The sequence below is a fragment of the Pseudomonas sp. USHLN015 genome (genome assembly GCF_037153275.1).
GTDB lineage: Bacteria > Pseudomonadota > Gammaproteobacteria > Pseudomonadales > Pseudomonadaceae > Metapseudomonas > Metapseudomonas tohonis.
The window spans coordinates 391,407-413,079 of the sequence record NZ_JBBCKP010000006.1 but is presented as its reverse complement, the minus strand read 5'-3'; the positions used below and the strand labels follow the sequence as shown (position 1 = coordinate 413,079).

24 protein-coding genes, 1 tRNA gene and 1 pseudogene are annotated in these 21,673 nt (G+C 61.6%); 19 read left to right on the top strand and 7 right to left on the bottom strand.

Features of this window, described 5'->3' with window-relative positions; translation table 11 throughout:
- Positions 1-3: 3 nt before the first annotated feature.
- Positions 4-351: a hypothetical protein gene (locus WFQ67_RS15100; RefSeq protein WP_337057353.1), complete on the bottom strand. Its 348-nt coding sequence runs from the start codon at positions 349-351 to the stop codon at positions 4-6.
- 268 nt (positions 352-619) lie between these two features.
- Here WFQ67_RS15100 and can point away from each other — a divergent pair, with 268 nt between their 5' ends.
- The 3 genes from can (at position 620) to WFQ67_RS15085 (ending at position 3,121) form a co-directional block, all read left to right on the top strand.
- A complete protein-coding gene (gene can / locus WFQ67_RS15095) occupies positions 620-1,264 on the top strand; it encodes a carbonate dehydratase (RefSeq protein ID WP_173172488.1) in 645 nt (214 codons plus the stop codon).
- Positions 1,265-1,268: 4 nt separating this feature from the next.
- Positions 1,269-2,177, top strand: a complete 909-nt coding sequence (locus WFQ67_RS15090; RefSeq protein ID WP_213626287.1) for a DMT family transporter — start codon at positions 1,269-1,271, stop codon at positions 2,175-2,177.
- 110 nt (positions 2,178-2,287) lie between these two features.
- Complete coding sequence (locus tag WFQ67_RS15085) at positions 2,288-3,121, top strand: AraC family transcriptional regulator (protein WP_337057352.1); 834 nt, start codon at positions 2,288-2,290, stop codon at positions 3,119-3,121.
- Positions 3,122-3,234: 113 nt separating this feature from the next.
- Here WFQ67_RS15085 and WFQ67_RS15080 read toward each other — a convergent pair whose 3' ends face one another.
- Positions 3,235-3,942 (bottom strand): hypothetical protein, encoded by a 708-nt coding sequence (locus WFQ67_RS15080; protein ID WP_337057350.1) that lies wholly within the window; start codon positions 3,940-3,942, stop codon positions 3,235-3,237.
- 455 nt (positions 3,943-4,397) lie between these two features.
- Between WFQ67_RS15080 and WFQ67_RS15075 the strand changes: the two genes are divergently transcribed.
- Both WFQ67_RS15075 and WFQ67_RS15070 read left to right on the top strand, forming a co-directional pair.
- The gene (locus tag WFQ67_RS15075; RefSeq protein WP_337057348.1) at positions 4,398-5,792 is read left to right on the top strand and encodes an amino acid permease; all 1,395 of its coding nucleotides are present in this window, start codon (positions 4,398-4,400) and stop codon (positions 5,790-5,792) included.
- 158 nt (positions 5,793-5,950) lie between these two features.
- Positions 5,951-6,379, top strand: a complete 429-nt coding sequence (locus WFQ67_RS15070) for a hypothetical protein (protein ID WP_337057347.1) — start codon at positions 5,951-5,953, stop codon at positions 6,377-6,379.
- A gap of 50 nt (positions 6,380-6,429) precedes the next feature.
- Here the strand turns inward: WFQ67_RS15070 and WFQ67_RS15065 are convergent, their stop codons facing one another.
- Together WFQ67_RS15065 and WFQ67_RS15060 are read right to left on the bottom strand one after the other, a co-directional pair.
- On the bottom strand, positions 6,430-6,837 hold the full coding sequence (locus WFQ67_RS15065; protein ID WP_213626283.1) for a hypothetical protein: 408 nt from the start codon (positions 6,835-6,837) through the stop codon (positions 6,430-6,432).
- 370 nt (positions 6,838-7,207) lie between these two features.
- Complete coding sequence (locus WFQ67_RS15060) at positions 7,208-8,986, bottom strand: acyl-CoA dehydrogenase C-terminal domain-containing protein (protein WP_337057346.1); 1,779 nt, start codon at positions 8,984-8,986, stop codon at positions 7,208-7,210.
- Between the two features lie 200 nt (positions 8,987-9,186).
- On the opposite strand from WFQ67_RS15060, the gene WFQ67_RS15055 reads away from it, so the two are divergent.
- On the top strand, positions 9,187-9,654 hold the full coding sequence (locus tag WFQ67_RS15055) for a hypothetical protein (protein ID WP_337057344.1): 468 nt from the start codon (positions 9,187-9,189) through the stop codon (positions 9,652-9,654).
- A gap of 147 nt (positions 9,655-9,801) precedes the next feature.
- Here WFQ67_RS15055 and WFQ67_RS15050 read toward each other — a convergent pair whose 3' ends face one another.
- Complete coding sequence (locus WFQ67_RS15050; protein ID WP_271103998.1) at positions 9,802-9,987, bottom strand: DNA-binding protein; 186 nt, start codon at positions 9,985-9,987, stop codon at positions 9,802-9,804.
- A gap of 166 nt (positions 9,988-10,153) precedes the next feature.
- Between WFQ67_RS15050 and WFQ67_RS15045 the strand changes: the two genes are divergently transcribed.
- The 3 genes from WFQ67_RS15045 to WFQ67_RS15035 all read left to right on the top strand — a co-directional run bounded on the left by WFQ67_RS15045 (position 10,154) and on the right by WFQ67_RS15035 (position 11,477).
- Complete coding sequence (locus tag WFQ67_RS15045) at positions 10,154-10,426, top strand: DNA-binding protein (protein ID WP_337057343.1); 273 nt, start codon at positions 10,154-10,156, stop codon at positions 10,424-10,426.
- Positions 10,419-10,622 carry a hypothetical protein gene (locus WFQ67_RS15040; RefSeq protein WP_263151204.1) on the top strand — a complete coding sequence of 68 codons (204 nt, stop codon included), beginning with the start codon at positions 10,419-10,421 and terminating at the stop codon, positions 10,620-10,622. The genes WFQ67_RS15045 and WFQ67_RS15040 overlap by 8 nt, the downstream gene beginning before the upstream one ends.
- Positions 10,623-11,228: 606 nt before the next feature.
- Entirely contained in the window at positions 11,229-11,477 is a 249-nt protein-coding gene (locus WFQ67_RS15035; protein ID WP_253124446.1) for a hypothetical protein, read from the top strand.
- A 92-nt stretch (positions 11,478-11,569) separates the two neighbouring features.
- Here the strand turns inward: WFQ67_RS15035 and WFQ67_RS15030 are convergent, their stop codons facing one another.
- The gene (locus WFQ67_RS15030; protein WP_213626276.1) at positions 11,570-11,911 is read right to left on the bottom strand and encodes a hypothetical protein; all 342 of its coding nucleotides are present in this window, start codon (positions 11,909-11,911) and stop codon (positions 11,570-11,572) included.
- 452 nt (positions 11,912-12,363) lie between these two features.
- On the opposite strand from WFQ67_RS15030, the gene WFQ67_RS15025 reads away from it, so the two are divergent.
- The 3 genes from WFQ67_RS15025 to WFQ67_RS15015 are packed head-to-tail and all read left to right on the top strand — an operon-like array spanning position 12,364 to position 15,787.
- Complete coding sequence (locus tag WFQ67_RS15025; protein WP_337057342.1) at positions 12,364-13,557, top strand: dsDNA nuclease domain-containing protein; 1,194 nt, start codon at positions 12,364-12,366, stop codon at positions 13,555-13,557.
- Positions 13,554-14,030 carry a hypothetical protein gene (locus WFQ67_RS15020; RefSeq protein WP_337057341.1) on the top strand — a complete coding sequence of 159 codons (477 nt, stop codon included), beginning with the start codon at positions 13,554-13,556 and terminating at the stop codon, positions 14,028-14,030. Before WFQ67_RS15025 ends, WFQ67_RS15020 begins: the two co-directional genes overlap by 4 nt.
- Positions 14,027-15,787, top strand: a complete 1,761-nt coding sequence (locus WFQ67_RS15015) for a hypothetical protein (protein ID WP_337057340.1) — start codon at positions 14,027-14,029, stop codon at positions 15,785-15,787. The genes WFQ67_RS15020 and WFQ67_RS15015 overlap by 4 nt, the downstream gene beginning before the upstream one ends.
- Positions 15,788-16,002: 215 nt before the next feature.
- On the opposite strand, the gene WFQ67_RS15010 is transcribed toward WFQ67_RS15015, so the two are convergent.
- Positions 16,003-16,079, bottom strand: a tRNA-Met gene (locus WFQ67_RS15010).
- 219 nt (positions 16,080-16,298) lie between these two features.
- Here WFQ67_RS15010 and WFQ67_RS15005 point away from each other — a divergent pair.
- The 7 genes and pseudogenes from WFQ67_RS15005 to WFQ67_RS14975 all read left to right on the top strand — a co-directional run bounded on the left by WFQ67_RS15005 (position 16,299) and on the right by WFQ67_RS14975 (position 21,617).
- Positions 16,299-16,967 carry a metal ABC transporter ATP-binding protein gene (locus tag WFQ67_RS15005; RefSeq protein WP_337057339.1) on the top strand — a complete coding sequence of 223 codons (669 nt, stop codon included), beginning with the start codon at positions 16,299-16,301 and terminating at the stop codon, positions 16,965-16,967.
- Positions 16,967-17,827 carry a metal ABC transporter permease gene (locus tag WFQ67_RS15000; protein ID WP_182851007.1) on the top strand — a complete coding sequence of 287 codons (861 nt, stop codon included), beginning with the start codon at positions 16,967-16,969 and terminating at the stop codon, positions 17,825-17,827. The genes WFQ67_RS15005 and WFQ67_RS15000 overlap by 1 nt, the downstream gene beginning before the upstream one ends.
- Before the next feature lie 17 nt (positions 17,828-17,844).
- Positions 17,845-18,714, top strand: a complete 870-nt coding sequence (locus tag WFQ67_RS14995; protein ID WP_337057370.1) for a metal ABC transporter solute-binding protein, Zn/Mn family — start codon at positions 17,845-17,847, stop codon at positions 18,712-18,714.
- Positions 18,711-19,118 (top strand): annotated as a pseudogene (gene hisI, locus WFQ67_RS14990) (phosphoribosyl-AMP cyclohydrolase); the annotation flags it as partial. The gene WFQ67_RS14995 and the pseudogene hisI, both read left to right, overlap by 4 nt.
- A gap of 92 nt (positions 19,119-19,210) precedes the next feature.
- A complete protein-coding gene (locus WFQ67_RS14985) occupies positions 19,211-20,551 on the top strand; it encodes a dihydroorotase (protein WP_337057338.1) in 1,341 nt (446 codons plus the stop codon).
- Between the two features lie 276 nt (positions 20,552-20,827).
- Positions 20,828-21,238, top strand: coding sequence for a MerR family transcriptional regulator (locus WFQ67_RS14980; RefSeq protein ID WP_213626270.1), 411 nt, complete (start codon positions 20,828-20,830; stop codon positions 21,236-21,238).
- Complete coding sequence (locus WFQ67_RS14975; protein WP_043245635.1) at positions 21,231-21,617, top strand: carboxymuconolactone decarboxylase family protein; 387 nt, start codon at positions 21,231-21,233, stop codon at positions 21,615-21,617. The genes WFQ67_RS14980 and WFQ67_RS14975 overlap by 8 nt, the downstream gene beginning before the upstream one ends.
- Positions 21,618-21,673 lie beyond the last annotated feature (56 nt).

Here is a 21,673-nt window from a genome sequence, read left to right as displayed (position 1 = left end):
GGCTCAGCGGGCACGCCCGGCGTAGCGCGGCTGCTCTTGCTCGCGAGGCTCTTCGTCATCCTCGTCGGTGACGCTGAGGTCGAAATCCCGCGACAGCGTGCCGCGGGGGGCGGGCTTGCCCAGCGGCTCGTCGGTCTCGTCTTCCAGCAATTCCTCCGGCGAGAGGTCGAAATCCTTCGGTGGGTGCGGCGTGCCGCCTCGCGTCAGGCCGGCCTCGCGCAGCTGGCGGGGCGGGAACTCTTCCACCAGGGCATCGCCGGAAGGCGCCTCCGTCAGTGATTTCTCCGGGGCCTTGGGGTCGTGCTCCTCGTCCGTCGCGGGGTTGTTGCGGGTCGGGTCTGGCTGGCTCATGGCGGGGCCTCCACGCTGTGGCTATGAAAAGTGGACGGCCACCACACGGAAAGATTCCCCCGAATTGCCCCGATCCGTCGCCAAGCCCGGCATCCACGGCCACTTTCCGATTTCTGGTACCCCGCGCGTTCGCCGGGGAAAAGGGCGCCCAGCAGCCTCTGGGCCTTGCGGCGCTGGGCTGACCCCCTGTGACGGTACGCGGCGGGCGCTTGTCAAAGCCCTGCACCCTCCGTAAGGTGCGCCGGCCACAAGAATGAGGACTGGACCGATGAGCGACCTGCAGCAGCTGTTCGACAACAACGCCCGCTGGGCCGAGAACATCAAGGAGCGCGACCCGCAGTTCTTCGAGAAGCTGGCCAAGCAGCAGGTGCCCGAATACCTGTGGATCGGCTGCTCCGACGCCCGCGTGCCGGCCAACGAGATCGTCGGCATGCTGCCGGGCGACCTCTTCGTCCACCGCAACGTCGCCAACGTGGTGCTGCACACCGACCTCAACTGCCTGTCGGTGGTCCAGTACGCGGTGGACGTCCTCAAGGTGAAGCACATCCTGGTCACCGGCCACTACGGCTGCGGTGGCGTGCGCGCGGCCATGCAGGACGTGCAGTTCGGCCTGATCGACGGCTGGCTGCGCACCATCCGCGACCTCTACTACGACCAGCGCGAGCACCTGGCGCAGTTCAGCAGCGAGGAAGAGCGCGTGGACCGCATGTGCGAGCTCAACGTCATGCAGCAGGTGGCCAACGTCAGCCACACCACCATCGTCCAGAACGCCTGGCACCGTGGGCAGGAGCTGTCCGTGCACGGCTGCATCTACGGCATCAAGGACGGCCGCTGGAAGAACCTCAACGTCACCGTCAGCGGCATCGAGCAACTTCCCCCGCAATACCGCCTGCGCCCCCTCGGCGAGTCCTGAGGCCATGAGCGACACACGGGCCCCGGCGCTGGCCTGGGCCGGGCTGCTGCTGGCCAGCGCCTGCTGGGCCGGCAACGCCCTGGTGGCGCGGGCCTTCCATGACGACATCCCGCCGATCGCCCTGACCTTCTGGCGCTGGAGCCTGGCCCTGGCCGTCCTCCTGCCCTTCGTCGCCCGCCCGCTTTGGCAGCACCGCGCCGCCGTGCGCCGCGCCGGCTGGCGCCTGGTGCTGGTGGCGGCGCTGGGCATCAGCACCTACAGCGTGCTGCTCTACTGCGCCGCGCGCACCACGGTGGCGATCAACCTCACCTTGCTCAACACCTGCCTGCCGCTGGCCACCTTCATCGGCGCCGGCCTGTTGCTGGGCGAATGGCCCACGCGTCGCGCCTGGCTGGGCATGGCCGTGGCCATCCTCGGGCTGCTGGTGCTGATCGGTCGCGGCAGCCTGGCCCCGCTGGCCAGCCTGAGCTTCAACCCGGGCGACCTGATCATGCTGCTGGCGGTGCTCGACTGGGCGCTCTACACCTTGCTGCAACGGCGCTGGGCGGCCTGGTTCCAGGGCATTCCGCCGCTGGCCTTCCTCGGTGCGCTGGCGCTCTGCGGCGTGCCGCTGCTGCTGCCCTTCTATCTGCTGGAGCTGGCCAGTGGCGCCCATTTCGAGCCGAGCCTGCGCAACCTGGCCGCCATCGGCTACACAGGCACCTTCGCCTCGCTGATCGCCTACCTGCTGTGGAACCACGGCATCGCCGTGCTCGGCGTGGCCAAGGCCTCGCTGACCAACTACCTGATGCCCGTGTTCACCGCGATCCTCGGCTTCCTCATCCTCGGCGAAGCCCTGCAGGGCTATCACTGGGTGGGCGGCGGCATGATCTTCACCGGCCTGCTGCTGGGCACGCGCCAACGCGCCAAATAGGCACGCCGGCGGGGCCAGGCTGAGCGTGCACAGGCGGCTTCAGCCCCGGTCCATAAAAAGCGCAAAATCTGCAAAACCGCCGTCGCTACAGTGCGTTCCGAGGAGACCGCATGAAGCCCGAGACCCTGAACCACTATGGCCAGCGCCTGGAACCCGTCCTGCACTGGCTGGCCCGCAACCCGGACGCCGACCCGGACCTGTACCGGCTGGCGGACCTGGCCTGCCTATCGCCGTACCACTTCCACCGGGTGTACCGCGCCCTGATGGGGGAGACGGTGAACGCCACGGTGCAACGCATCCGCATGCACCGCGCGGCAGTGGCGCTGGGCAATCCCGAGGCTTCCTTGCGTGATGTGGCGCAGCGTGCCGGCTATGAGTCGGACGCGGCGTTCAACCGGGCATTCGGCACCGCCTTCGGCATCCCGCCAGGGCGCTACCGCACGGCCCGCTCCCGTCCCTTCGACCCCAAGGAGCTCGGCATGTACCCCATCAAGATCGAAACCCGCCCCGCCGTGACGCTGGCCGCCCTGGCCCATCGCGGCAGCTACCAGGAGATCGGCCCGCAGTTCGCCCGCGTCTTCATGCTCGCCGCCACCCGCAGCATCGCCCTGCCCGATTCGATCGGCTATGGCGTCTACCTGGACGACCCCGCCCAGGTACCCGCCCATGAATTGCGCTCGATGGCCGGCGTCCCGGTGGCCCCCGATGCCGTGCTGGGCGACGAGTTGCTGCGCTTCGAAATCCCCGCCGGTCGCTGCGCCGTGCTGACCTACACCGGGCCGTACAACGAGATGGACAAGCCCTACAGCTGGATGTTTTCGCAATGGCTGCCAACCAGCGGCCATGAGCCGGCGAACTTCCCCATGTTCGAGATGTACATGAACGACCCCCGCACCACCCCGCCCGCGCAACTGCAGACCTGCATCTGCATGCTGCTGAAGTAGGACGAGGGAACCCGGCGGGGCGGTGCAGCGCCTTCGCCGGACCCCTGGTTGGTGCAGGGAGCGCGCGCTGCGGCTCGGCCCTGGTTCCACTGGGCTCAGCGCCAGCCTGCGACTCAGGGCTTCAGGTAGCGCTCTTGATATGCGGTGATGCCCTGGTTCAGCTCCTGCTCGTTGATCTTGCCTTCTGCATACTGCCGCAGCTCCCAGCCAAGCCGGCCCAAGGCTTCCATCCTGGATCCCTCGCCGGGATTCGAGAGCGTGCCCGAGAGCCATTCGCCACTGGGCGACGGCATGAAGAAATACATGCTGTAGCCGTCCAGAGTCAGTTCGCTATCGCTTCGGGGACGAGTTCCCGCCAGTTCTTCCTTCCAGACCTCGCTCAGCGCCTGGGCCCTCGCTTCCGTCAACGGACGGGCGATGCGTGAGATCTTGATCTCTCGATAATCAGTGGGTGTGGTTGCGCGTACCTGCTCATAGAGTTTTGGTGTCGAGATCAGCATTGCGCGGCGGGATGCATCCTTCTCGGCTTCGTATTGTTGAAGCCTCAAGGAAAAACGTATGTCCGTACTTGGGATCAGCACGAACGCCTCCGTAACAGCCCCGTGCTTTGCGACTCCGGCAACGGACTCCAGGGATAGGGCGGGACTGAGGATGGTATTGAACAGCGTGCCTTCCTCAAACGCCTGTCGAAAGACATATCGCCTGGCTTGCTCAAGAGCCACTGATCGATCTGCTCGCTCGATCGGATCAAGGTGGTCATTGCTGGACCAGGCAGGAAAGCAGCTCAGTAGAGCGGCTAGCAGGGCAATGGCGCGGGTCATTCGCTTCATCCTTGAATGAGGGCTTGCAGGATCACCTTGTCCTGTCGCTTCCGCAATCTTGATCATTCAGATTGGGCCTGCCCATCACGCTGGCCGTTCCTGGCGAAACGGCCAGGAACTCGCCGCGCCGACTTCTTCCGCTCCAAGAACCGCCGTACCAGAACGACTCCGCCTGTCAGAAGGTCGCATCGGAGTTATTTTTCTCGCCCTGTATAGTTCGCGCGGCAGATTCAGCTGTTTTAACCCGGAAGCCGATTGTCGCATTGCCCCCTCGGTGCCCCCTCTATACAACAGCCAACCGTCCGTATCCGGCCGACAAAGCCTGCCTTGTCTTTGCTGCCGAACGGGCGACTTCTGCTTTCCGGTCCCGCGACCCGGTCACCGGAAACAACAGTCAGCCCTGCCGGGTTATCCCTCGGCGGGTGCCAGCCCTTTTACAAAAATAAGAGGTTCACATGTCCAGCAGCGAACATGAACTGCAACGCGGCCTGGGTGAGCGGCACATCCGCCTCATGGCCCTCGGCGCCTGCATCGGCGTCGGCCTGTTCCTTGGCTCCGCCAAGGCGATCCAGATGGCCGGTCCCGCCATCATGCTCTCCTACATCATCGGTGGCCTCGCCATCCTCGTGATCATGCGCGCCCTCGGCGAGATGGCCGTGCACAACCCCGTGGCCGGCTCCTTCAGCCGCTATGCCCAGGACTACCTCGGCCCGCTGGCGGGCTTCCTCACCGGCTGGAACTACTGGTTCCTCTGGCTGGTGACCTGCGTCGCCGAGATCACCGCCGTCGCCATCTACATGCAGATCTGGTTCCCCGACGTGGACCGCTGGGTCTGGGCCCTGCTGGCCCTGGCGAGCATGGGCACCATCAACCTGATCACCGTGCGCGCCTTCGGCGAGTTCGAGTTCTGGTTCGCCCTGATCAAGATCGTCACCATCATCGCCATGGTCGTGGCCGGCGCCGGGATGATCGTCTTCGGCATCGGCAATGGCGGCATCGCCACCGGCATCAGCAACCTGTGGAGCCACGGCGGCTTCATGCCCAACGGCATCCAGGGCGTGCTCATGTCGCTGCAGATGGTCATGTTCGCCTACCTCGGCGTGGAGATGATCGGCCTCACCGCCGGCGAAGCGCGCAACCCGCAGAAGACCATCCCCAACGCCATCAACTCGGTGTTCTGGCGCATCCTGCTGTTCTACGTCGGCGCGCTGTTCGTGATCATGTCCATCTACCCGTGGAACGAGATCGGCACCCAGGGCAGCCCCTTCGTCATGACCTTCGAGCGCCTCGGCATCAAGACCGCCGCCGGCATCATCAACTTCGTGGTCATCACCGCGGCGCTGAGCTCCTGCAACGGCGGCATCTTCAGCACCGGCCGCATGCTCTACAGCCTCGCCCAGCACGGCCAGGCACCCAAGCCCTTCGCCCGCACCTCGGGTAACGGCGTACCGCGCAATGCGCTGCTGCTGTCCATCTTCGCCCTGCTGCTGGGCGTGCTGCTGAACTACCTGGTACCGGAGAAGGTGTTCGTCTGGGTCACTTCCATCGCCACCTTCGGCGCCATCTGGACCTGGGCCATGATCCTGCTCGCGCAGATGAAGTTCCGCCGCAGCCTCAGCGCGGCCGAGCAGGGCAAGCTGCAATTCAGGATGTGGCTGTTCCCGCTCAGCTCCTACCTCGCCCTGGCCTTCCTGGTGCTGGTGGTGGTGCTGATGGCCTTCTTCGAGGAAACCCGCATCGCCCTGTACATCGGCCCGGCATTCCTCGTGCTGCTGACCGTGCTGTACAAGGTGTTCAACCTCAAGGCCAAGGTCGAAGCGGACAACGCGGTGGGCGATCTCGCTTCCTGATCGCCGCGCTGATGCACCCAAACACCCCGACTGGTTCGGGGTGTTTTCATTTGGGCGGCTCTTCACCGTAGGAGCGAGCTCTGCTCGCGAACGCCTTGGCGGCATCTTGTCCGTCCGCGGCATACAATGCGCACCTTATCCACAGGACGGATCACCTCTTGAGCAACGGACTGCGCAGCGCTGGCCGGCTACTGGCGACCAGCCTTCTCTTCATCGCCGGCACTCTGCTCCAGGGCCTCTGGGCCCTCGCGCCCTTCGCCAGCAACCTGCCTTCCGACATGGGCCACTACTCGCTGGCCGAGGAGCTGCTGGTGCATGCGCTGGTGCTCATCCCGTTCCTGCTGCTCGCCCGCTGGCTCGGCAAGCGCATCACTTACCGCCTGCTCAGAGTGACCTTGGCCACCGTGCTGGCGATGCTTGCGTGGTACCTGGTGGACATCAGCGTCTTCGATAACCGGGTAGCGAGCTGGAGCACCTACACGAGCCTGGAGATGGCGATCGAGGTGCTGTGGTATGCGGCGTTGCCGGTGATGGTGGCGGGGGTGGGGTTTGGGACGGTTCTAGCGCTATCGAGACTGAAAAAGTGAGTTGCCAAAGGTTCCCGGAGGGCTTGCTTCAACCCTCCGGGAGCGCGGGGTCACTGCAGTTCAGTCGTGCACTGCTTCCCGTAGTTCCAGGTCACCTTGTTCCCTTCCTTGGCCACGAAGGTGAACACCCGTTCGGAGGCGCCTTCATAAGCGTTTTCGAGCGGAATCACGACCTTGTCTTTCGAGACTTTAGGCTTTACGAACTGCCTTGTGACCGGATCACCCCCCACGTACCTCGTCCACAGCATCTCGTCTTCGCCATAGAGATCTATGTAGTCGTATGAGCCATCGGCCTCGACACATTTGAAGAGGACGGAGTCGCCTTTCTTATAGGCGCTGTCCACGTATGACTTCATATCAAAGTCGTCCGCGTGAGCGGTGGTTACCAGGAGCGCGAGTGCCAGCGTAGTTTTCTTCAAGATGCTTCCTTTCAGGTGGTTGTCGCTTCGGGCAAGCATGACAGGCTGCTTTGTGCTCATGCCAGGGGCCGATCATCCCCCGCCCCATCGCGAATGAACTCGCCCCGACAAACCGGCACATCGTCTTTCGGGGCGTAGGGTGGATGGCGCTCTTTCCATCCACCAAAGGCATTCGGCACAAGCCCACCCCATGGCCCCATGACGCACCCCGTGGGAGCGAATTCATTCGCGATGCTTTTCCTGCCCACCATGGGCATCCGGCATGGCTCCGCTGGTGGGCTGAAGCCCACCCTACGACTGCCCAACCCGCCTGGCGCTACCCTGCGGGCCGACCAAATTCCAGGCAAAAAAAACCGGCAATCAAAAAAGGGAGGGATTGCCGGCGTGCGCATACGGAGGGGAGGGTTGGCTATGCGGCGAACTCGTCCTCGTTGAACGCCATCAGGGATGCTTTGCCTGCCATCACCTCGGCCAGCAGGCCGTCGGTCTCGGTCAGGGTTCGGGTCATGTAGAAGTCGGCGGACTTCAGCTTGGCGCCGTAGAAGGTCTTCTCCTCACTGCCAGCATCCAGCTTGGCCTGGGCCACCTGAGCCATGCGGGCCCACAGCCAGGCCAGCGCGGTCAGCGCGAACAGCCGCAGGTAGGGCGTGGCCGCAGCGCCGGCCTGTTCCGGGTCCTTCATGCCTTCGGTGGCCAGCCACATAGTCGCCTGCTGCAGCTGGCGCAGCGCCTTGTCCACCTTGGCCACGTGGGCCGCCTCGGGGTTGGCCTTGAGCCACTCACCCACCAACTGGAAGAAGCCACGCACCGCACGGCCGCCGCCCAGGGCCAGCTTGCGGCCCACCAGGTCCAGCGCCTGGATGCCGTTGGTGCCTTCGTAGATACGGGTGATGCGGCAGTCCCGCACCAGCTGCTCGATGCCCCAGTCCTCGGTGAAACCCGAGCCGCCCATCACCTGCAGGCCCTCGTTGGCGCAGGCGAAGCCCTCATCGGTGAGGAAGGCCTTCACCACCGGTGTCAGCAGCTGCACCAGGTCGTCCGCCTGCTGGCGCACCTCGGCGTCGGGGTGGTCGTGGGCGATGTCCTGATGCAGGCCGGTGAAGTAGGCCAGCGCGCGGCTGCCCTCGATCATCACCTTCTGGCGCAGCAGCATGCGCCGCACGTCCGGGTGCACCAGGATCGGGTCGGCCGGCTTGTCCTGCGCCTTCGGCCCGCTCAGGGAGCGGCTCTGCAGGCGCTCGCGGGCGAAGCCCAGGCTGATCTGGTAAGCGTTCTCGGCAATGCCCAGGCCCTGCATGCCGACCATCAGGCGTGCCGAGTTCATCATCGTGAACATGCAGCGCAGGCCCTTGTGGGGCTCGCCGATCAGCCAGCCCTTGGCACCCTCGAAATTCATCACGCAGGTGGCCGAGCCCTTGATGCCCATCTTGTGCTCCAGCCCCCCGCAGAACGCCGGGTTGCGGCTGCCATCGGCGAGGAACTTGGGCACCAGGAACAGCGAAATCCCCTTCACCCCGGCCGGCGCATCGGGCAGGCGGGCCAGCACCAGGTGGACGATGTTCTCCACCAGGTCGTGCTCGCCGCCGGTGATCCAGATCTTCGTGCCGCTCAGCGCGTAGCTGCCGTCCGCCTGGGGTTCGGCGCGGGTGCGGATCAACCCCAGGTCCGTGCCGCACTGCGGCTCGGTCAGGCACATGGTGCCGGTCCACTCGCCGCTGATCAGTTTCGGCAGGTAGGCCTCCTGCTGCTCGCGGGTGCCGTGGGCGGAGAGGGCATTGATGGCGCCATGGGTCAGGCCCGGGTACATGCCCAGCGACAGGTTCGCCGAGCACACCATCTCCTCCACCATCATGTTCAGCACATGGGGCAGGCCCTGGCCGCCGAACTCGGTGGGGCAGGCCAGCGCCGTCCAGCCACCTTCGGCGAACTGGCGGTAGCCCTCGCGGAACCCGGCGGGCGTCTTCACCGCGCGGGTCGCCGGGTCGTAATGACAGCCTTCCTTGTCGCCCGAACTGTTCAGCGGGGCCAGCACGCCCTCAGCCAGGCGCGCCGCCTCTTCGAGGATCGCGCTGCCCAGGTCCGTGCCGAATTCCCCTTGGGACGGCAACGCCTGCAGGTGCGTATAGGCATCGAGTACTTCATCGAACACAAAGCGCATGTCGCGGAGCGGCGCGCGGTAGGCCGGCATGGTGGAGTCCTCTAAAGCTGTACATTGAATTGATTTGTACAGCTTTTTTACTGCTGCGTATAAGTTTGCGCAATAGGCTTGTACAACTTTTTCCCGCCGGGGGGATGACCGGCCAGTTCCGCTTTCAGCGCCTCGACGAGCCACCTTGGCCAGCCAGGCCCCGCGCCCTGTAGGCTTCGCCCACCCGCAAGAAGGCCTCGATGAAACGCGCGTTATGGATCACCTCACTCACCCTGGCCCTCGCCGCCAGTGCCGCAGGCGCCGGCTACCTGTACCTCACCCAGGTGCCCCGCCTGGCCTACCCCCTCCAGCGCCCCGACGGCTGGGCCCTGAGCGATGGCGGTTCGTACGCTCTGGAGGTGGTGGATGCCGAGGGCCGTATCGTCCTGCTGGGCATCCAGGCCACCGCTCTGGACGTGCCGGAGGAGCGCAACCCCGCCTTCATCGGGCGGCCGCTGCTCGGCCTGCCCCTCACCGTCACTGCCGGCCTCGGCAGCACGCTCGAAAAGCAGATCGATGCACTCGCCCACCAAATCGCCCGCAGCGGGCTGAATGAAGCGCGCTGGCAACAGGCGGGGGACGCCCTCAACCGGCGCGAGCAGCCCTACGCCGTCGCGTGGTCACTGCATGAGCAGTTGGCAGCGCGCAGAAGGGGAGAGTGGAAGTAAGGCCGGGCGGCCTGGAGGGGGAACGGCTCGGTGCCGCATGAGCTGTGCACCGAGTCGGGAAAGGTGAGCTAGCCCAGGGAGGGTGGGGCGATCAGGCCGTCGTGTTCGGGGCTGGTTTGTCCTTGGCCCGGCTGCACCTCACCTTGATCAAGCAGAGGATGCGTCATTCGGGCTGATGTGCCCGTTCTCGGGCTCCGTGCGCCCGGAGACCAGCCAGAGCGCGAACTGTGGATAAGCCTCGGCCAGGATGCCCACTTCTTCTGTGCTGATCCTGATCTTGCCGCCGCTGATATTGCGCCAGCGCTCGTAGTTCTTCCCACCAAGCTCGCTCAAGTGTTTCGGTCCTACAGCCCGAATCAGTTGAAGTGCTCTGTTTCTTACAGCATCCATTGAGTTTTCTCGGCTTGAGTAACCTTTACTCGAAAGTAGCAGTGCCCTAGATTGCTTTGAGTATCTATTACTCGCGATGGCTTAGAGTGGCCGATTATAGGGTGTCTGTATGGAACAGTCTGGAGTAGTGAGGTTCAACAAGGGCGCAAAGCCCGAGCGAATGAACGATTTCCGCTGTGCGCCGTTTTGCACGCAGCAGGTGCTGGCTGAAATGTGCGGCATCGAGGAGATCACCGAGGACGTGGTGCGCGGCTGGGTCGAGACTCGAACGATCCCCACCGTGAAGATAGGGCGTCGTCGGGTGATCAATCTCCATCGCATTCGCAGCGACCTGGAACAGGGCAAGACGGTCTTCAGCGCAGGGGACTACGCGAATGAATAAGACCACCATCCACCAGTTGCTGATTCTGCTGCGGATCATCCGCTACGCGGACCCGGATCGTGCGTTCGCACAGTTCATGCGTTTCACCGGTTACGTGGATGCGCTGCATGACACGGGTGCCTATGAAGCCGCGGCGCTGCGACGAATCGACCAATTGGGCCTGAATGCATTTGCGCAGCGACAGGGCCGGGGGTGATGGAGGACTCATGAAAGGCAATGTCCGGAAGCTTCGCGGGCGCAGAGAGTTGCGCCTGCTTTGCCTGCTTGTGCCGTCGTCCACGGGATCACTGCATGCGGTGCCCGTCATGACGCTGAGGGCACGCGCACCCTGGGTCGATGTTCAAGGGCGCTGGGGCTTGGCGTTACCTGCCGGCCTCTACCTGCGCGAAACCTTCGCCCGGAAGCCGCACGGGTGGCCGGGCAGGGAAGGGGGCCAGCAGTTGAGGAGTGAGATGAACCGACGCTTCTTTTCACGCGGTACAGAGCTGGAGTTACCGACTCGTCACTTCAGAAGATGTTACCCAAGTCGGAAGTCTGATTAAGGTCTTTGGGCTTCGGCTGAGGATTACAACGCTGGGAGAGATTGATGGAGGCGATTCGCCGCGCAGCACGGAGCCTTTGGCGCCGAGGTGAATCGATCAACCGAATAAAAGATCAAGAGGTGTTGGGAAGAGCGGGGTGGCGAATTCAACCCCCGTCAGCGTTATGATCCCGGCGCTTCACTATTTGGCTCATCGCGAGTGCAACGCTGTCCTCGCTTCGGGCTGATGCCCAGAACACACCCAAGGAAGGAACTTGGAACATGCCTGTGCTGCAGATTGAGTCCTGGTCCGATGACGTGGCCTGGGCCTCAGTGAATGGCTGGAATCTGGAGGCCTTTGTTCAGCGGTTATCCCTGTGCTCCACACTGCGGGGCACAGAATTGAAACGCCTCGCTCGCGCCATACGAAAGAGAGAGATCGAACAGATCGAAGTCACCAGCGTGGAAGCGGCGGGCGCGCTTATACACACGCTGGAGTCACTCGGGGCAACGATCAGGCTGAGTGATTAGCCCGTGTGGCTCTAACTCTGGCGACTGCTGATCGTCTGGCTGTGTTGCACAGCAACAGAAGACAGAGCCCTCAGTTGTATCAATCTGCTGAGTCACCAATCCCGCTCTCTCAACCCCTCCATACACTCCTTCACGTCATCATCAATCACGTTCCCGGGTTTGATACATTCCTTCATCGGCTTCCGCGTGCCGCGATTAGCCTGGCGCTCGGCTTGCTCCTGCATCTTGAGATTGCTGCGTGCCGCGTCGCCCATTGGGCCATCGGAGCCGGCGAAGAACTCCATCACGGTTCGGTCAATGGCTTGGCCAATCTGTTTGGCATAGGGCTGCACGGCCTCTCCGGCTTGAGTGGCCAGAGGTTTCGACTCATCAGCGGAGGAGGGCAGCGCGAGGGCCGCAAGTAGGAAGGTGAGGGCTAGGGATGCTGCTTTCATCGTTACCGCTCCTTGGTTTGGTCAGGCTCACTGTCAGGGCTCTACGCCTAAGGTATGTCCCCAGGGTATTTACGGGTAATGGGGGACCGCGCTAGTGTCCGTCATAGCGTTTTGCCACGAATGGAATCGGATTGGAGCATGGCATGGCACGTCGCCGCAAAACCGCCTCCCTTAAAAATATCCTCATATGCGTAACCTTGCTGCTCTGGCAGGGAAGCCTGTTAATCATCCTAGTGTCCAGGCACTTGTCCTATTGGCATGCCAACAGCCAGGTTCCGGCGGATTATCCACATAGACCTGATATGACTGGCGCTGATTTCCGGGGCCTCGTCATAGGGGGCAGCACTTCATATGCTTTATCTTTGCTCTCAGTAAAGTTTGCTCAAATATTTATTCCGGAATGTGGCAGAAGCTACTAAATAGTTCATGGTCTTAGGTGGTGCTAACTCATCTTGGCCAATTTCTTGTGGAGTATTGATTTGGTACTTGAAACTAAGCCAGCAAGAGAGCAAAACGGGCGAGATTCTTTTAGTCGATACAGAGCTCAGGCGCGCTCTGCTGCCATGGCTGCTCTTTCGATTTTAGAAGGTGGCGAAATTGATCGAGTTTACTGTGATTTACATGACGATTTTGTTCTTCGAATGAAGTCAGCTGATGGCTGTTCTTATGCATTTTATCAAGTAAAAACTAAAGCTAAGCTTAATAAGAGTTGGACAATTAATGAGGTCATGGGGCTTAAGTCCAAGGCAAGAAAAGCCGAAGAGCATGAGTCATCAAGTATAAGAGAAAGCTTTATTGGAAAACTCTTGCTTCATACTGTTGTATTTGATGCGCACTGTCATTCTGTTGTGTTCCAAACTAATGTTCATGCTGATGATAATATTGATGATGTCCTCAATGATATAGAGTCTGGGTTGTTTTCCAATAAGTTTTCGAGAGTTCTGGTTGATAGATTTGTCGAGTGTTTTGGCGGCCACGACTTGTCTGTAGATCAGGTTAAAGAAAGGCTGTCTAGGCTGAAGTTTGAAACTGATGTTCAGTATTTGAAGGAAAAGGATAACAATTTCGAGCCGTTAGCTAGGGAGCGTATTTATAAGTTCAGCGAAATAGAGCTAGAGCGAGCGGAGCTTGATGAAATATTACTTCGCCTCATGGAGTTGGTTCAGTCAAAATCTGAGGGAGTAATTCATGAGTGGACTGCAGATAATATAGAGTCAAGAGCAGGTATATCTGTAGATGATCTGTTGGGTATCTTGAGTATATCCAAAGAGGCATACAGAAGCATACTTGCTGGTGGGGATGTTAAGGCAATAAAGTCTGCCTCTATTATTCAGCGGGCTTTGCAGAAAAGTGGGGCGAGCTCTAGCGAAATAGAGTACTGCTCACGCTGCAAATCAGAGTGGGATATGTGGGTGCGAAAGAATCGGCATATCATTCTGGATCCTGACCTTGAGTGTATTTTTTCAGCTGTGCGCTCTACATTGCTTAGCGTAAGGGATAGTAACGGTAAAGTTGCGTTGCACTCTCTTCGTGAGCCAATTAAAGGGCTGGAGGAAAGTTTGTCAAAGAGTGGCTTGCTCTATGATTTGAGTTTGAATCTGCTATTTGGCGCTTTTTTTTCTGAGCTAGTAAAGGAGGGCTCATGAATTTTGAAGAATTTTTTTCATCGGTTCAAGACTCCGATGTTATTCTGAATGTTGGCTCGGAATTCTCTACTGCAAGATTTCTAAACAATGAGGCTCTATTTCAGTTGCCGCTAATCGCGCTTATTATTTTGCTTATGGCTAAGGATCGTAGGAAGCCAAAGATCTCTGAGATTGGGCAGTTAGTCGGTGAAAGTATTGAAGCTAGTATGCCTGGATTTAAAGGGTCTTCTCAGAATATTGGCTGGTCAGCTAATTTGAGAATTAGAACTGTAAAGGCAATTAGTTTTTTGGAGTTGGCTAACCTTGTGGTTGTTGAGAATCTAAAAAGTCGCCTGAAAATAACTGAGCTTGGAAAAAAAGTTATTGACCGCGCGTTGAGTAGGAATGATGACCTATCGCTCGGCCTCGTTCACGCCGCGCGCGCATATCGCAATATTTGCGTGGCACGTCAGCTTGATTTGGAGTTGGAATGAATCTTGTTAGTTTGCAAGTTTTTGGAAATGGAATTTCCGGATGGCGTTCCGAGTTATTAGGTTTTGGCACTAAGATTACTCAACTATACGGTCCAAATGGATGTGGTAAGACGCCGTTGATGCAGTCTATTGCTTTCTGCCTAGGCTACCCATGTGTGTTTCGCCAAGATATTTATGATCACTGCGGATATGTTGTGTTGGTGGTGAGTACTGCTCGCGGATTTCTCCGAATTAAGCGTGTTTACAATCGTTCTGTTGATATAGAGGTTACGGGGGACGGAATTCCCCTTCAGCGGTTTTATGATGAGAAGGATTACTCGGATTTTTTATTCGAATTGCTAGGTTTATCTATTCCTAAACTTGTGTCCGTCGGGAACAAACTTACCCAACCGTATCTTGCGGCACTGTTGCCGCTGTTCTATCTAGATCAAGATGATGGCTATAACGCGTTGTACTGTCCTCCTGATAAGTTTATCAAAGATCAGTTTTCTGAAATGCTGCGAGTTCTGTTTCGGCTTCCAGTGAAGAATTCGTTTGAAGCCAAAAAGGAAAGAATTCGGGCAAAAGAACGGTTGGATTTTCTTGACAGAGAGGTTCAGCTTCAGAGACGGCTTTATGACTCTGCAAAGACTACTACCGAATATATCAAGCTATCAGCAGTGGAGCTGAACGATCAAATCAAGTCGCTTGTTGACGAGATTGAGTTGCTGAAGTCAACTAGTGCCGGGAGGGATGATTCTGTTAGCGCTTTTGATCGGTTAATTGCTCATCTTCGAGCAGAGATAAGAGAGGCTATAACTGAGATCGATACTCTGAATAAGCGTATTTCTGGCGTGTCAAGAATAAGTCATGAAATTAACACTGAAATTGATACGTTGACTCTAAATGAGGAGTCGCGACGCTTATTTATGTCATTCAGTGAAATATGCGGGTCGGCAGCCTGTCAATTATTTTCGGCAAGCTCAGAATCTTATAGCAAGAATTTGCTGTATTTGAGGGATCAGATAAAAGACCTTGAGCGCAATGCAGAGGTCGATAGTCAACGGCTCGTTCAAGCAACGGAGCGGCGACTGTTACTTCAACAGCAGATGGAGGCGATAATTGATGAGAGGAATAAATTATTTAAGTCGAGCGAAGTTTCTGCGGTGGTTGAAGCTATATCGAGCTTAAAGGAGAGAGTATTTGATTTGCAGTTGCAGAAAAATGAATTAGATAAGGTTTCTGCGCTGGAAAAAGTATATGTAAAAGCAATCAATGAGCGCGACAAGGCGCTAGAATATCTTCAGTCTTTTAGTGTTGAGACCTCGAATTCTGTCTCTATCGTTGAGGTTCGCTCAGGGTTGCGGGAGTTGTATTTGGAGTGGTTGGATACCATTCACACGGTAAATATTAGCAAAGATATAACGTTTAAAGATGACTTTATTCCGATTTTAGGGAGGGAGTCTGTTTCGCAGCTAAAAGGTAGTACAAGATTTAGAGCGGTTCTTGCTTATCATGCTGCTCTAATTGAATTGATGGTTAAACGTGGTTTTCTTCCGTTTAAGTTCTTGATTTTGGATACTCCCAAGCAGCACGAAATTTATGATGTGGATCTAGATAGATATTTTAATCGTCTGAAAAAAATAGGTGCGGACTATAATTTTCAGGTGGTTTTCTCTAGTACTGAATATCATTATGCTCTTGGTGCTGGGGATAAGGAGTGGACGCCTAAATATCCAGGAGAAGAGCAAAATATGTTTTTAACAGCGGCAGGATGATACGTAACAGCTAGGGCCTTATTGGCGCAAGAGCTAAGAAGCTAGTCCTTTTAGTAGTGCTTGGAGAGCGCTTAGGAAAGCTGTGGAAATTCAGCTTTGAAGGTTAACGTCGGAAGAGTCTTATAGACATCTTCCGACGCTTTCTGAGGCGGAGGAGCAAAAAAAGCCCCCCAGAAAGCACAAAGGGTTAGCCGAAGCTAACCCTTTGTTTTGTATGGTGGCTACGCAGGGACTTGAACCCCGGACCCCAGCATTATGAATGCTATGCTCTAACCAGCTGAGCTACGTAGCCAACGTGGCGCGCATTATTCTCTCGCTTCCTGCCTCTGTCAACCCCACTTTTCAGAATTTTTCGAAGGGCGATCAACCGCTTAGCGGTGGGTGCCGGTTGGCGTTCGTGTTGGAAAAGGGGAGGGGCCGTGCGCGGGGAAATGGGTTGTGAAGTGTGAATTGTTACTTTATAACATTTGCGTTTTCCTACAGCCCTTTCTCCCACGCCCTGGACCTGACGATGCTTGAGTTCGATGCCTTGCAATGGGGGCCGCCTGCGCGGCCGTTGGCGCCGCCGCTTTCCCTGGCGTTGCCGGCCGGTAGCCTCACGGCGGTGGTGGGGCGCAACGGGTGCGGCAAGAGCAGCCTGCTGCGGGTGATCGCCGGTTTGCAGCGCCCTTTGGCGGGGCGGGTGAGCGTCGGGGCGGCGGGCCTGGGGGCGGTGGGCTTTTTGCAGCAGCAACAGGTACTGGACCGGCAGTTCCCCCTAAGCCTGGGGGAGCTGGCGATGGCGGGGTTGTGGCGCAGCCGCTTGAGCCGGGTGGAGCGGCGCAGGCGCTGCGAGGCGGCCCTGGCGGATTGGCAGCTGGAGGCGCTGGCCGACCAGCCGCTGCTGGCGCTTTCCGGCGGGGAGTTGCAGCGGGCCTTGCTGGCGCGGCTGGAGCTGATGGACGCGCCGCTGCTGTTGCTGGACGAGCCCGACGCGGCGCTGGACGTGGAGGGCCAGGCGATTCTCTGGCAGCGCATCGCCCGTTGGCAGCGGGAGGGGCGCACGCAGCTGGTGGTCTGCCATGACCTGGAGGCGGTGCGCGAGCGCCTGCCGCGCTGCCTGCTGATCCGCGCCGACGGCTGCCGTCATGGCACCAGCCGCGTGCTGCTGCCGGCGCCGACCCGCCAGCAGGTGGCCTGATGCTCGCGGTGCTCTGGCAACCCTTTGCGGAGTTCGCCTTTTTGCAGCGGGCGCTGCTGGGCGGGGTGGCGCTGGCGTGCAGCGCGGGGCCGCTCGGGGTGTTTCTGATGCTGCGGCGCATGAGCCTGATCGGCGATGCCATTTCCCATGGGGTGTTGCCCGGTGCGGCGCTGGCGTTCTGGTTCTTCGGCCTGAGCCTGCCGGCGCTGACCTTCGGCGGCCTGGTGGCGGGGCTGGGGATGGCCGGGCTGGCGGCGTGGATCACCCGCCGCACCGGCCTGCGGGAGGATGCGAGCCTGGCGGCCATCTACCCCATTTCCCTGGCGGGCGGGGTGCTGTTGCTGGGGCTGGCCGGGCGCCGGATCGACCTGCTGCACCTGCTGTTCGGCTCGGCCCTGGCGGTGGACGGCGAGACGCTGCGCAGCATGTTGACGGTGGCCGGCACGAGCCTGGCGCTGTTGGCGCTGATCTACCGCCCGCTGCTGTGGGACAGCTTCGACCCGGTGTTCCTGCGTGGGGTGAGCCGCTTCGGGGCGCCGGCCTATGCGCTGTTCCTGGCGCTGGTGGTGCTCAACCTGGTGACCGGCTTCCACGCCATCGGTGCGCTGATGGTGGTGGGGCTGATGATGTTGCCGGCCGCTGCCGCGCGCTTCTGGAGCCGGCGCCTGCCGGTGCTGCTGCTGACGGCGGCGGGCATCGGCGCGAGCTGCGTGTGGCTGGGGCTGTTGCTGTCGTTCCACGCCAACCTGCCCAGCGGGCCCTGCATCGTGTTGCTGGCGGGGCTGGCCTACCTGATTTCGGTGTTCGTCGGGCCGGTCCACGGCTTGCTGCGACGCGCGCCCCTTCCTGTGCCCTGTTGAGGAGCCCCCGCATGTTCATGCGCCTGTGCGTTGTGCTGTTGCTGTGCCTGCCCGTTTCACTGTCCGCTGCGGAGAAGGCGAGGGTGGTGACCACCTTCAGCATCCTGGCGGACATCACCCGCGAGATCGGCGGGGACGACATCCAGCTCACCAACCTGGTGGGGGCGGATGCCGATGCCCACGTCTTCGAGCCCGCTCCGGCCCAGGTGCGGGCGGTGCTGGAGGCTGACCTGGTGATCGCCAACGGGCTGGGCTTCGAGCCCTGGCTGGAGCGCCTGCTGGCCAACGGCGAGGCGCGCGGCGCGCGCGTCGACGCGAGCAAGGGCGTGGTACCGCTGACGGTGCTGGAGGACGACCAGCGCCTGGTGGACCCCCACGCCTGGCAGAGCCTGGGTAATGCGGAGATCTACGCGCGCAATATCACCCAGGCGCTGGTGCAGCTGGTGCCGGCCCGCGCGGCGGCCTTCGAGGCACGGCGGGACTCCTGGCTGGGCCGGCTGGGGGCGCTGCGCCAGAGCATCGCCCCGCGCCTGATGGCGTTGCCGCCGGAGCGGCGCCGGGTGCTGACCAGCCACGATGCCTTCGGTTACTTCGCCCAGGAGTGGCGCCTGCAGTTCCTCGCGGTCCAGGGCGTGAGCGATGCGGCCGAGCCCTCCGCTGCCGAGGTGGCGGGGTTGATCCGCCAGCTGCGGGCGGAGGGCGTGCGGGCCATCTTCGTGGAGAACATCCGCGATGCGCGGCTGGTGAAGCAGATCGCCGAGGAGGCCGGCGCGCGGGTGGGCGGCACGTTGTATTCCGATGCGCTGGCGGCCGAGGGCCCGGCCAGCACGTACCTCGGCATGTACCGGCAGAACGTCGAGCGGCTGCTGCAGGCGCTGGCGCCATGAGCGTCTGGCTGCAACTGGAGCGGAGCCCGGCCGGCACCGGGCGGGATCTGGAGGCGGTGATGGCGGCCATTCCCTGGAGTGCCGATGGGCTGATCCCCGCGGTGGCGCAGCAGTACGACAGCGGCGAGGTGCTGATGCTGGCGTGGATGAACCCCGAGTCGCTGCGGGCCACGCTGGAGGAGGGGCGGGCGTGCTACTGGTCGCGCTCGCGCCGCTGCCTGTGGCGCAAGGGCGACACCTCCGGGCATGTGCAGCACCTGGTCAGTGCCCACCTGGATTGCGACGGCGATGCGCTGCTGCTGCAGGTGGACCAGGCCGGCCCGGCCTGCCACACCGGGCGCCGTTCGTGCTTCTACAACCAGCTTTCCGGCGCGGGGTTGCGGGTGACGTGCGCAGCGCCCGAGCCTGGCGTGCCGGCCCACCCGTCCGAGCAGGTGGCCCTTGTCCCCATCGACCTGGGGCCCGGCTACCAGGCCCTGCAAAACGAGTTCCAGCCATGCACAACCTGCTGATCCGCAATGCCCGCCTGGTCAATGAAGGCTGCGAGTGGGAAGCCGACCTGCTGGTGCACAACGGTCGTATCGAGCGCATCGACCGCAGCATCAGCGCCCGCCCGGGTGTGCGGGTGATCGACGCCAACGGCCAGTACCTGCTGCCGGGGATGATTGATGACCAGGTGCACTTCCGTGACCCCGGCGCGCCCCACAAGGGCACCTTCCTCAGCGAATCCCGCGCGGCGCTGGCCGGGGGTGTGACCAGCGTGATGGACATGCCCAACACCCAGCCGCCGACCCTGGACCTGGAGGCGCTGGCGGCGAAGGAGCGCCGCGCGGCGGCCTGTTCCTCGGTGAACTACGGCTTTCACTTCGGCGTGAGCCGGGACAACCTCGACACCGTGGCCCGGCTCGACCCGGAGCGGGTGGCGGGGGTGAAGGTGTTCATGGGCGCTTCCACCGGCAACCTGCTGGTGGACGACGAGGCGTCCCTGGAGCGGCTGTTCCGCGACTGCCCGACGCTGCTGCTGGCCCACTGCGAAGACACGCCGCGCTTCCGCGAACGCGAGGCGCAATGGGCGGCGGGCTACGGCGATGCCATCCCGCCCGACGCGCACCCGCTGATCCGCGATGCGGAGGCCTGCTACCGCTCCTCCAGCCGGGCGGTGGCGCTGGCCCGTCGCTTCGGCACCGACCTGCACGTGCTGCACATCACCACCGCGCGGGAGCTGGAGCTGTTCAGCCCCGGGCCGCTGCCGGGCAAGCGCATCACCGCCGAGGTGTGCGTGCATCACCTGCTGTTCGATGACCGCGACTACCCGCGCCTGGGCCACCTGATCAAGTGCAACCCGGCGATCAAGGCGCCCTCCGACCGCGATGCCCTGCGCCGGGCGTTGCTGGACGGGCGGTTGGACGTGATCGGCAGCGACCACGCGCCCCACACCCGGGAGGAGAAGGCCCGGCCCTACGCCCAGGCGCCGGCCGGGTTGCCGCTGGTGCAGCACAGCCTGCCGGCGCTGCTGGAGCTGGTGGCCGACGGGCTGCTGCCGCTGACGCTGCTGGTGCACAAGACCAGCCACGCGGTGGCGGAGCGCTTCGCCATCGAGCGGCGCGGCTACCTGCGCGAGGGCTACTGGGCGGACCTGGTGCTGGTGGAGCGCCTGGCCGAGCCCCGGGCGGTGGAGGCGGACCCGATCCACGCGCAATGCGGCTGGACGCCGTTCCAGGGACGCACCTTCCGCCACGCGGTGCGCACCACGCTGGTGTCGGGCCAACTGGGTTGGCACCAGGGGCGCTGCGGGGAGGATTGCCAGGGGTTGCCCCTGCGTTTTCGCCGGCGTTGAAGGGCACCTCTAAAAACTACCTGCGTTGTCATCGCGGCGTTAAAAACAGGCTCGTGCGCGAGTCCGATCAAAATGCTCATTTACCGTACGTAAACTGCGCTTTCTCGCCTGTTTGACGCGCTGATGCGCGCCCTTCGGGCCAGCCTTCGGCTGTTACTCCCTTTGGTCGTTGCGCCTTGCGCTGACTGCCTCGCCTACGTTTTTAGAGATGCCCTGGGCGACGTGGCACCGGCAAAGGGTTGACTTAGAGCGCGCTCGAACTTCTAGGATCGCCCCATGGAACCTCATCTCAGCATCGACGAAGTCGCCCGGCGCACCGGGCTCACGGCTCACACCCTGCGTTATTACGAGCGCATCGGGCTCATCGCCCCGGTGGGCCGGGCGCCGGGTGGGCAGCGGCGCTATGCGGCTTCGGACATGGCCTGGATCGAGTTCCTGCTGCGCTTGCGCACGACCCGCATGCCCATCGGCAAGATGCAGGCGTTCGCAGCGCTGAGGAGCGCCGGGGACCCGACGGTGCCGGCGCGTCGCCAGATGCTGGAGGGCCACCTTGCGGAGGTCCTGGCCGAGATCGAGGCGATGCGCCAGGCCGCCGATGCGCTGCACGCGAAGATCGAGCATTACCGCGCGTGCGAGCAGGCCCTGGCGCTGGAGCCATCAACCGAGAAGGGCAACGCAGATGAATGACGAGAGCCGCTACCAGCGTGGGCTGGCGAAACTGAAGGAGATCGACGGCGAGGCCGGTGAGCGGGTGGTGGAGAGCCTGGCGGGCATCGCCCCGGACTTTGCGCGCTACCTGGTGGAGTTCCCCTTCGGCGACATCTATTCCCGCCCGGGGCTTGACCTGAAGAGCCGGGAGATCGCCGTGGTGGCGGCCCTGACCGCCCTGGGCAACGCCGCCCCGCAACTGAAGGTCCACGTGCACGGCGCGCTGAACGTCGGCGCCAGCCGCACGGAGATCATCGAGACGATCATGCAGATGGCCGTCTACGCCGGCTTCCCGGCCGCGCTGAACGGCCTGGCGGTGGCGCGGGAGGTGTTCGAGCAGCGGGGGGAGGCGGCCTGAAGCACGAAGCCCCCGGCGGAGCAGGTCCGCAGGGGGCTTCGGGTAAAGCGGGGAGG

What these genes read in the sequence shown, in the direction of transcription:
- WFQ67_RS15100 (WP_337057353.1), bottom strand. Translation starts at nt 351, where the DNA reads ATGAGCCAGCCAGACCCGACCCGCAACAACCCCGCGACGGACGAGGAG.
- can (WP_173172488.1), top strand. Translation starts at nt 620, where the DNA reads ATGAGCGACCTGCAGCAGCTGTTCGACAACAACGCCCGCTGGGCCGAG.
- WFQ67_RS15090 (WP_213626287.1), top strand. Translation starts at nt 1,269, where the DNA reads ATGAGCGACACACGGGCCCCGGCGCTGGCCTGGGCCGGGCTGCTGCTG.
- WFQ67_RS15085 (WP_337057352.1), top strand. Translation starts at nt 2,288, where the DNA reads ATGAAGCCCGAGACCCTGAACCACTATGGCCAGCGCCTGGAACCCGTC.
- WFQ67_RS15080 (WP_337057350.1), bottom strand. Translation starts at nt 3,942, where the DNA reads ATGACCCGCGCCATTGCCCTGCTAGCCGCTCTACTGAGCTGCTTTCCT.
- WFQ67_RS15075 (WP_337057348.1), top strand. Translation starts at nt 4,398, where the DNA reads ATGTCCAGCAGCGAACATGAACTGCAACGCGGCCTGGGTGAGCGGCAC.
- WFQ67_RS15065 (WP_213626283.1), bottom strand. Translation starts at nt 6,837, where the DNA reads ATGCTTGCCCGAAGCGACAACCACCTGAAAGGAAGCATCTTGAAGAAA.
- WFQ67_RS15060 (WP_337057346.1), bottom strand. Translation starts at nt 8,986, where the DNA reads ATGCCGGCCTACCGCGCGCCGCTCCGCGACATGCGCTTTGTGTTCGAT.
- WFQ67_RS15055 (WP_337057344.1), top strand. Translation starts at nt 9,187, where the DNA reads ATGAAACGCGCGTTATGGATCACCTCACTCACCCTGGCCCTCGCCGCC.
- WFQ67_RS15045 (WP_337057343.1), top strand. Translation starts at nt 10,154, where the DNA reads ATGGAACAGTCTGGAGTAGTGAGGTTCAACAAGGGCGCAAAGCCCGAG.
- WFQ67_RS15040 (WP_263151204.1), top strand. Translation starts at nt 10,419, where the DNA reads ATGAATAAGACCACCATCCACCAGTTGCTGATTCTGCTGCGGATCATC.
- WFQ67_RS15035 (WP_253124446.1), top strand. Translation starts at nt 11,229, where the DNA reads ATGCCTGTGCTGCAGATTGAGTCCTGGTCCGATGACGTGGCCTGGGCC.
- WFQ67_RS15030 (WP_213626276.1), bottom strand. Translation starts at nt 11,911, where the DNA reads ATGAAAGCAGCATCCCTAGCCCTCACCTTCCTACTTGCGGCCCTCGCG.
- WFQ67_RS15020 (WP_337057341.1), top strand. Translation starts at nt 13,554, where the DNA reads ATGAATTTTGAAGAATTTTTTTCATCGGTTCAAGACTCCGATGTTATT.
- WFQ67_RS15015 (WP_337057340.1), top strand. Translation starts at nt 14,027, where the DNA reads ATGAATCTTGTTAGTTTGCAAGTTTTTGGAAATGGAATTTCCGGATGG.
- WFQ67_RS15005 (WP_337057339.1), top strand. Translation starts at nt 16,299, where the DNA reads ATGCTTGAGTTCGATGCCTTGCAATGGGGGCCGCCTGCGCGGCCGTTG.
- WFQ67_RS15000 (WP_182851007.1), top strand. Translation starts at nt 16,967, where the DNA reads ATGCTCGCGGTGCTCTGGCAACCCTTTGCGGAGTTCGCCTTTTTGCAG.
- WFQ67_RS14995 (WP_337057370.1), top strand. Translation starts at nt 17,845, where the DNA reads ATGCGCCTGTGCGTTGTGCTGTTGCTGTGCCTGCCCGTTTCACTGTCC.
- WFQ67_RS14985 (WP_337057338.1), top strand. Translation starts at nt 19,211, where the DNA reads ATGCACAACCTGCTGATCCGCAATGCCCGCCTGGTCAATGAAGGCTGC.
- WFQ67_RS14980 (WP_213626270.1), top strand. Translation starts at nt 20,828, where the DNA reads ATGGAACCTCATCTCAGCATCGACGAAGTCGCCCGGCGCACCGGGCTC.
- WFQ67_RS14975 (WP_043245635.1), top strand. Translation starts at nt 21,231, where the DNA reads ATGAATGACGAGAGCCGCTACCAGCGTGGGCTGGCGAAACTGAAGGAG.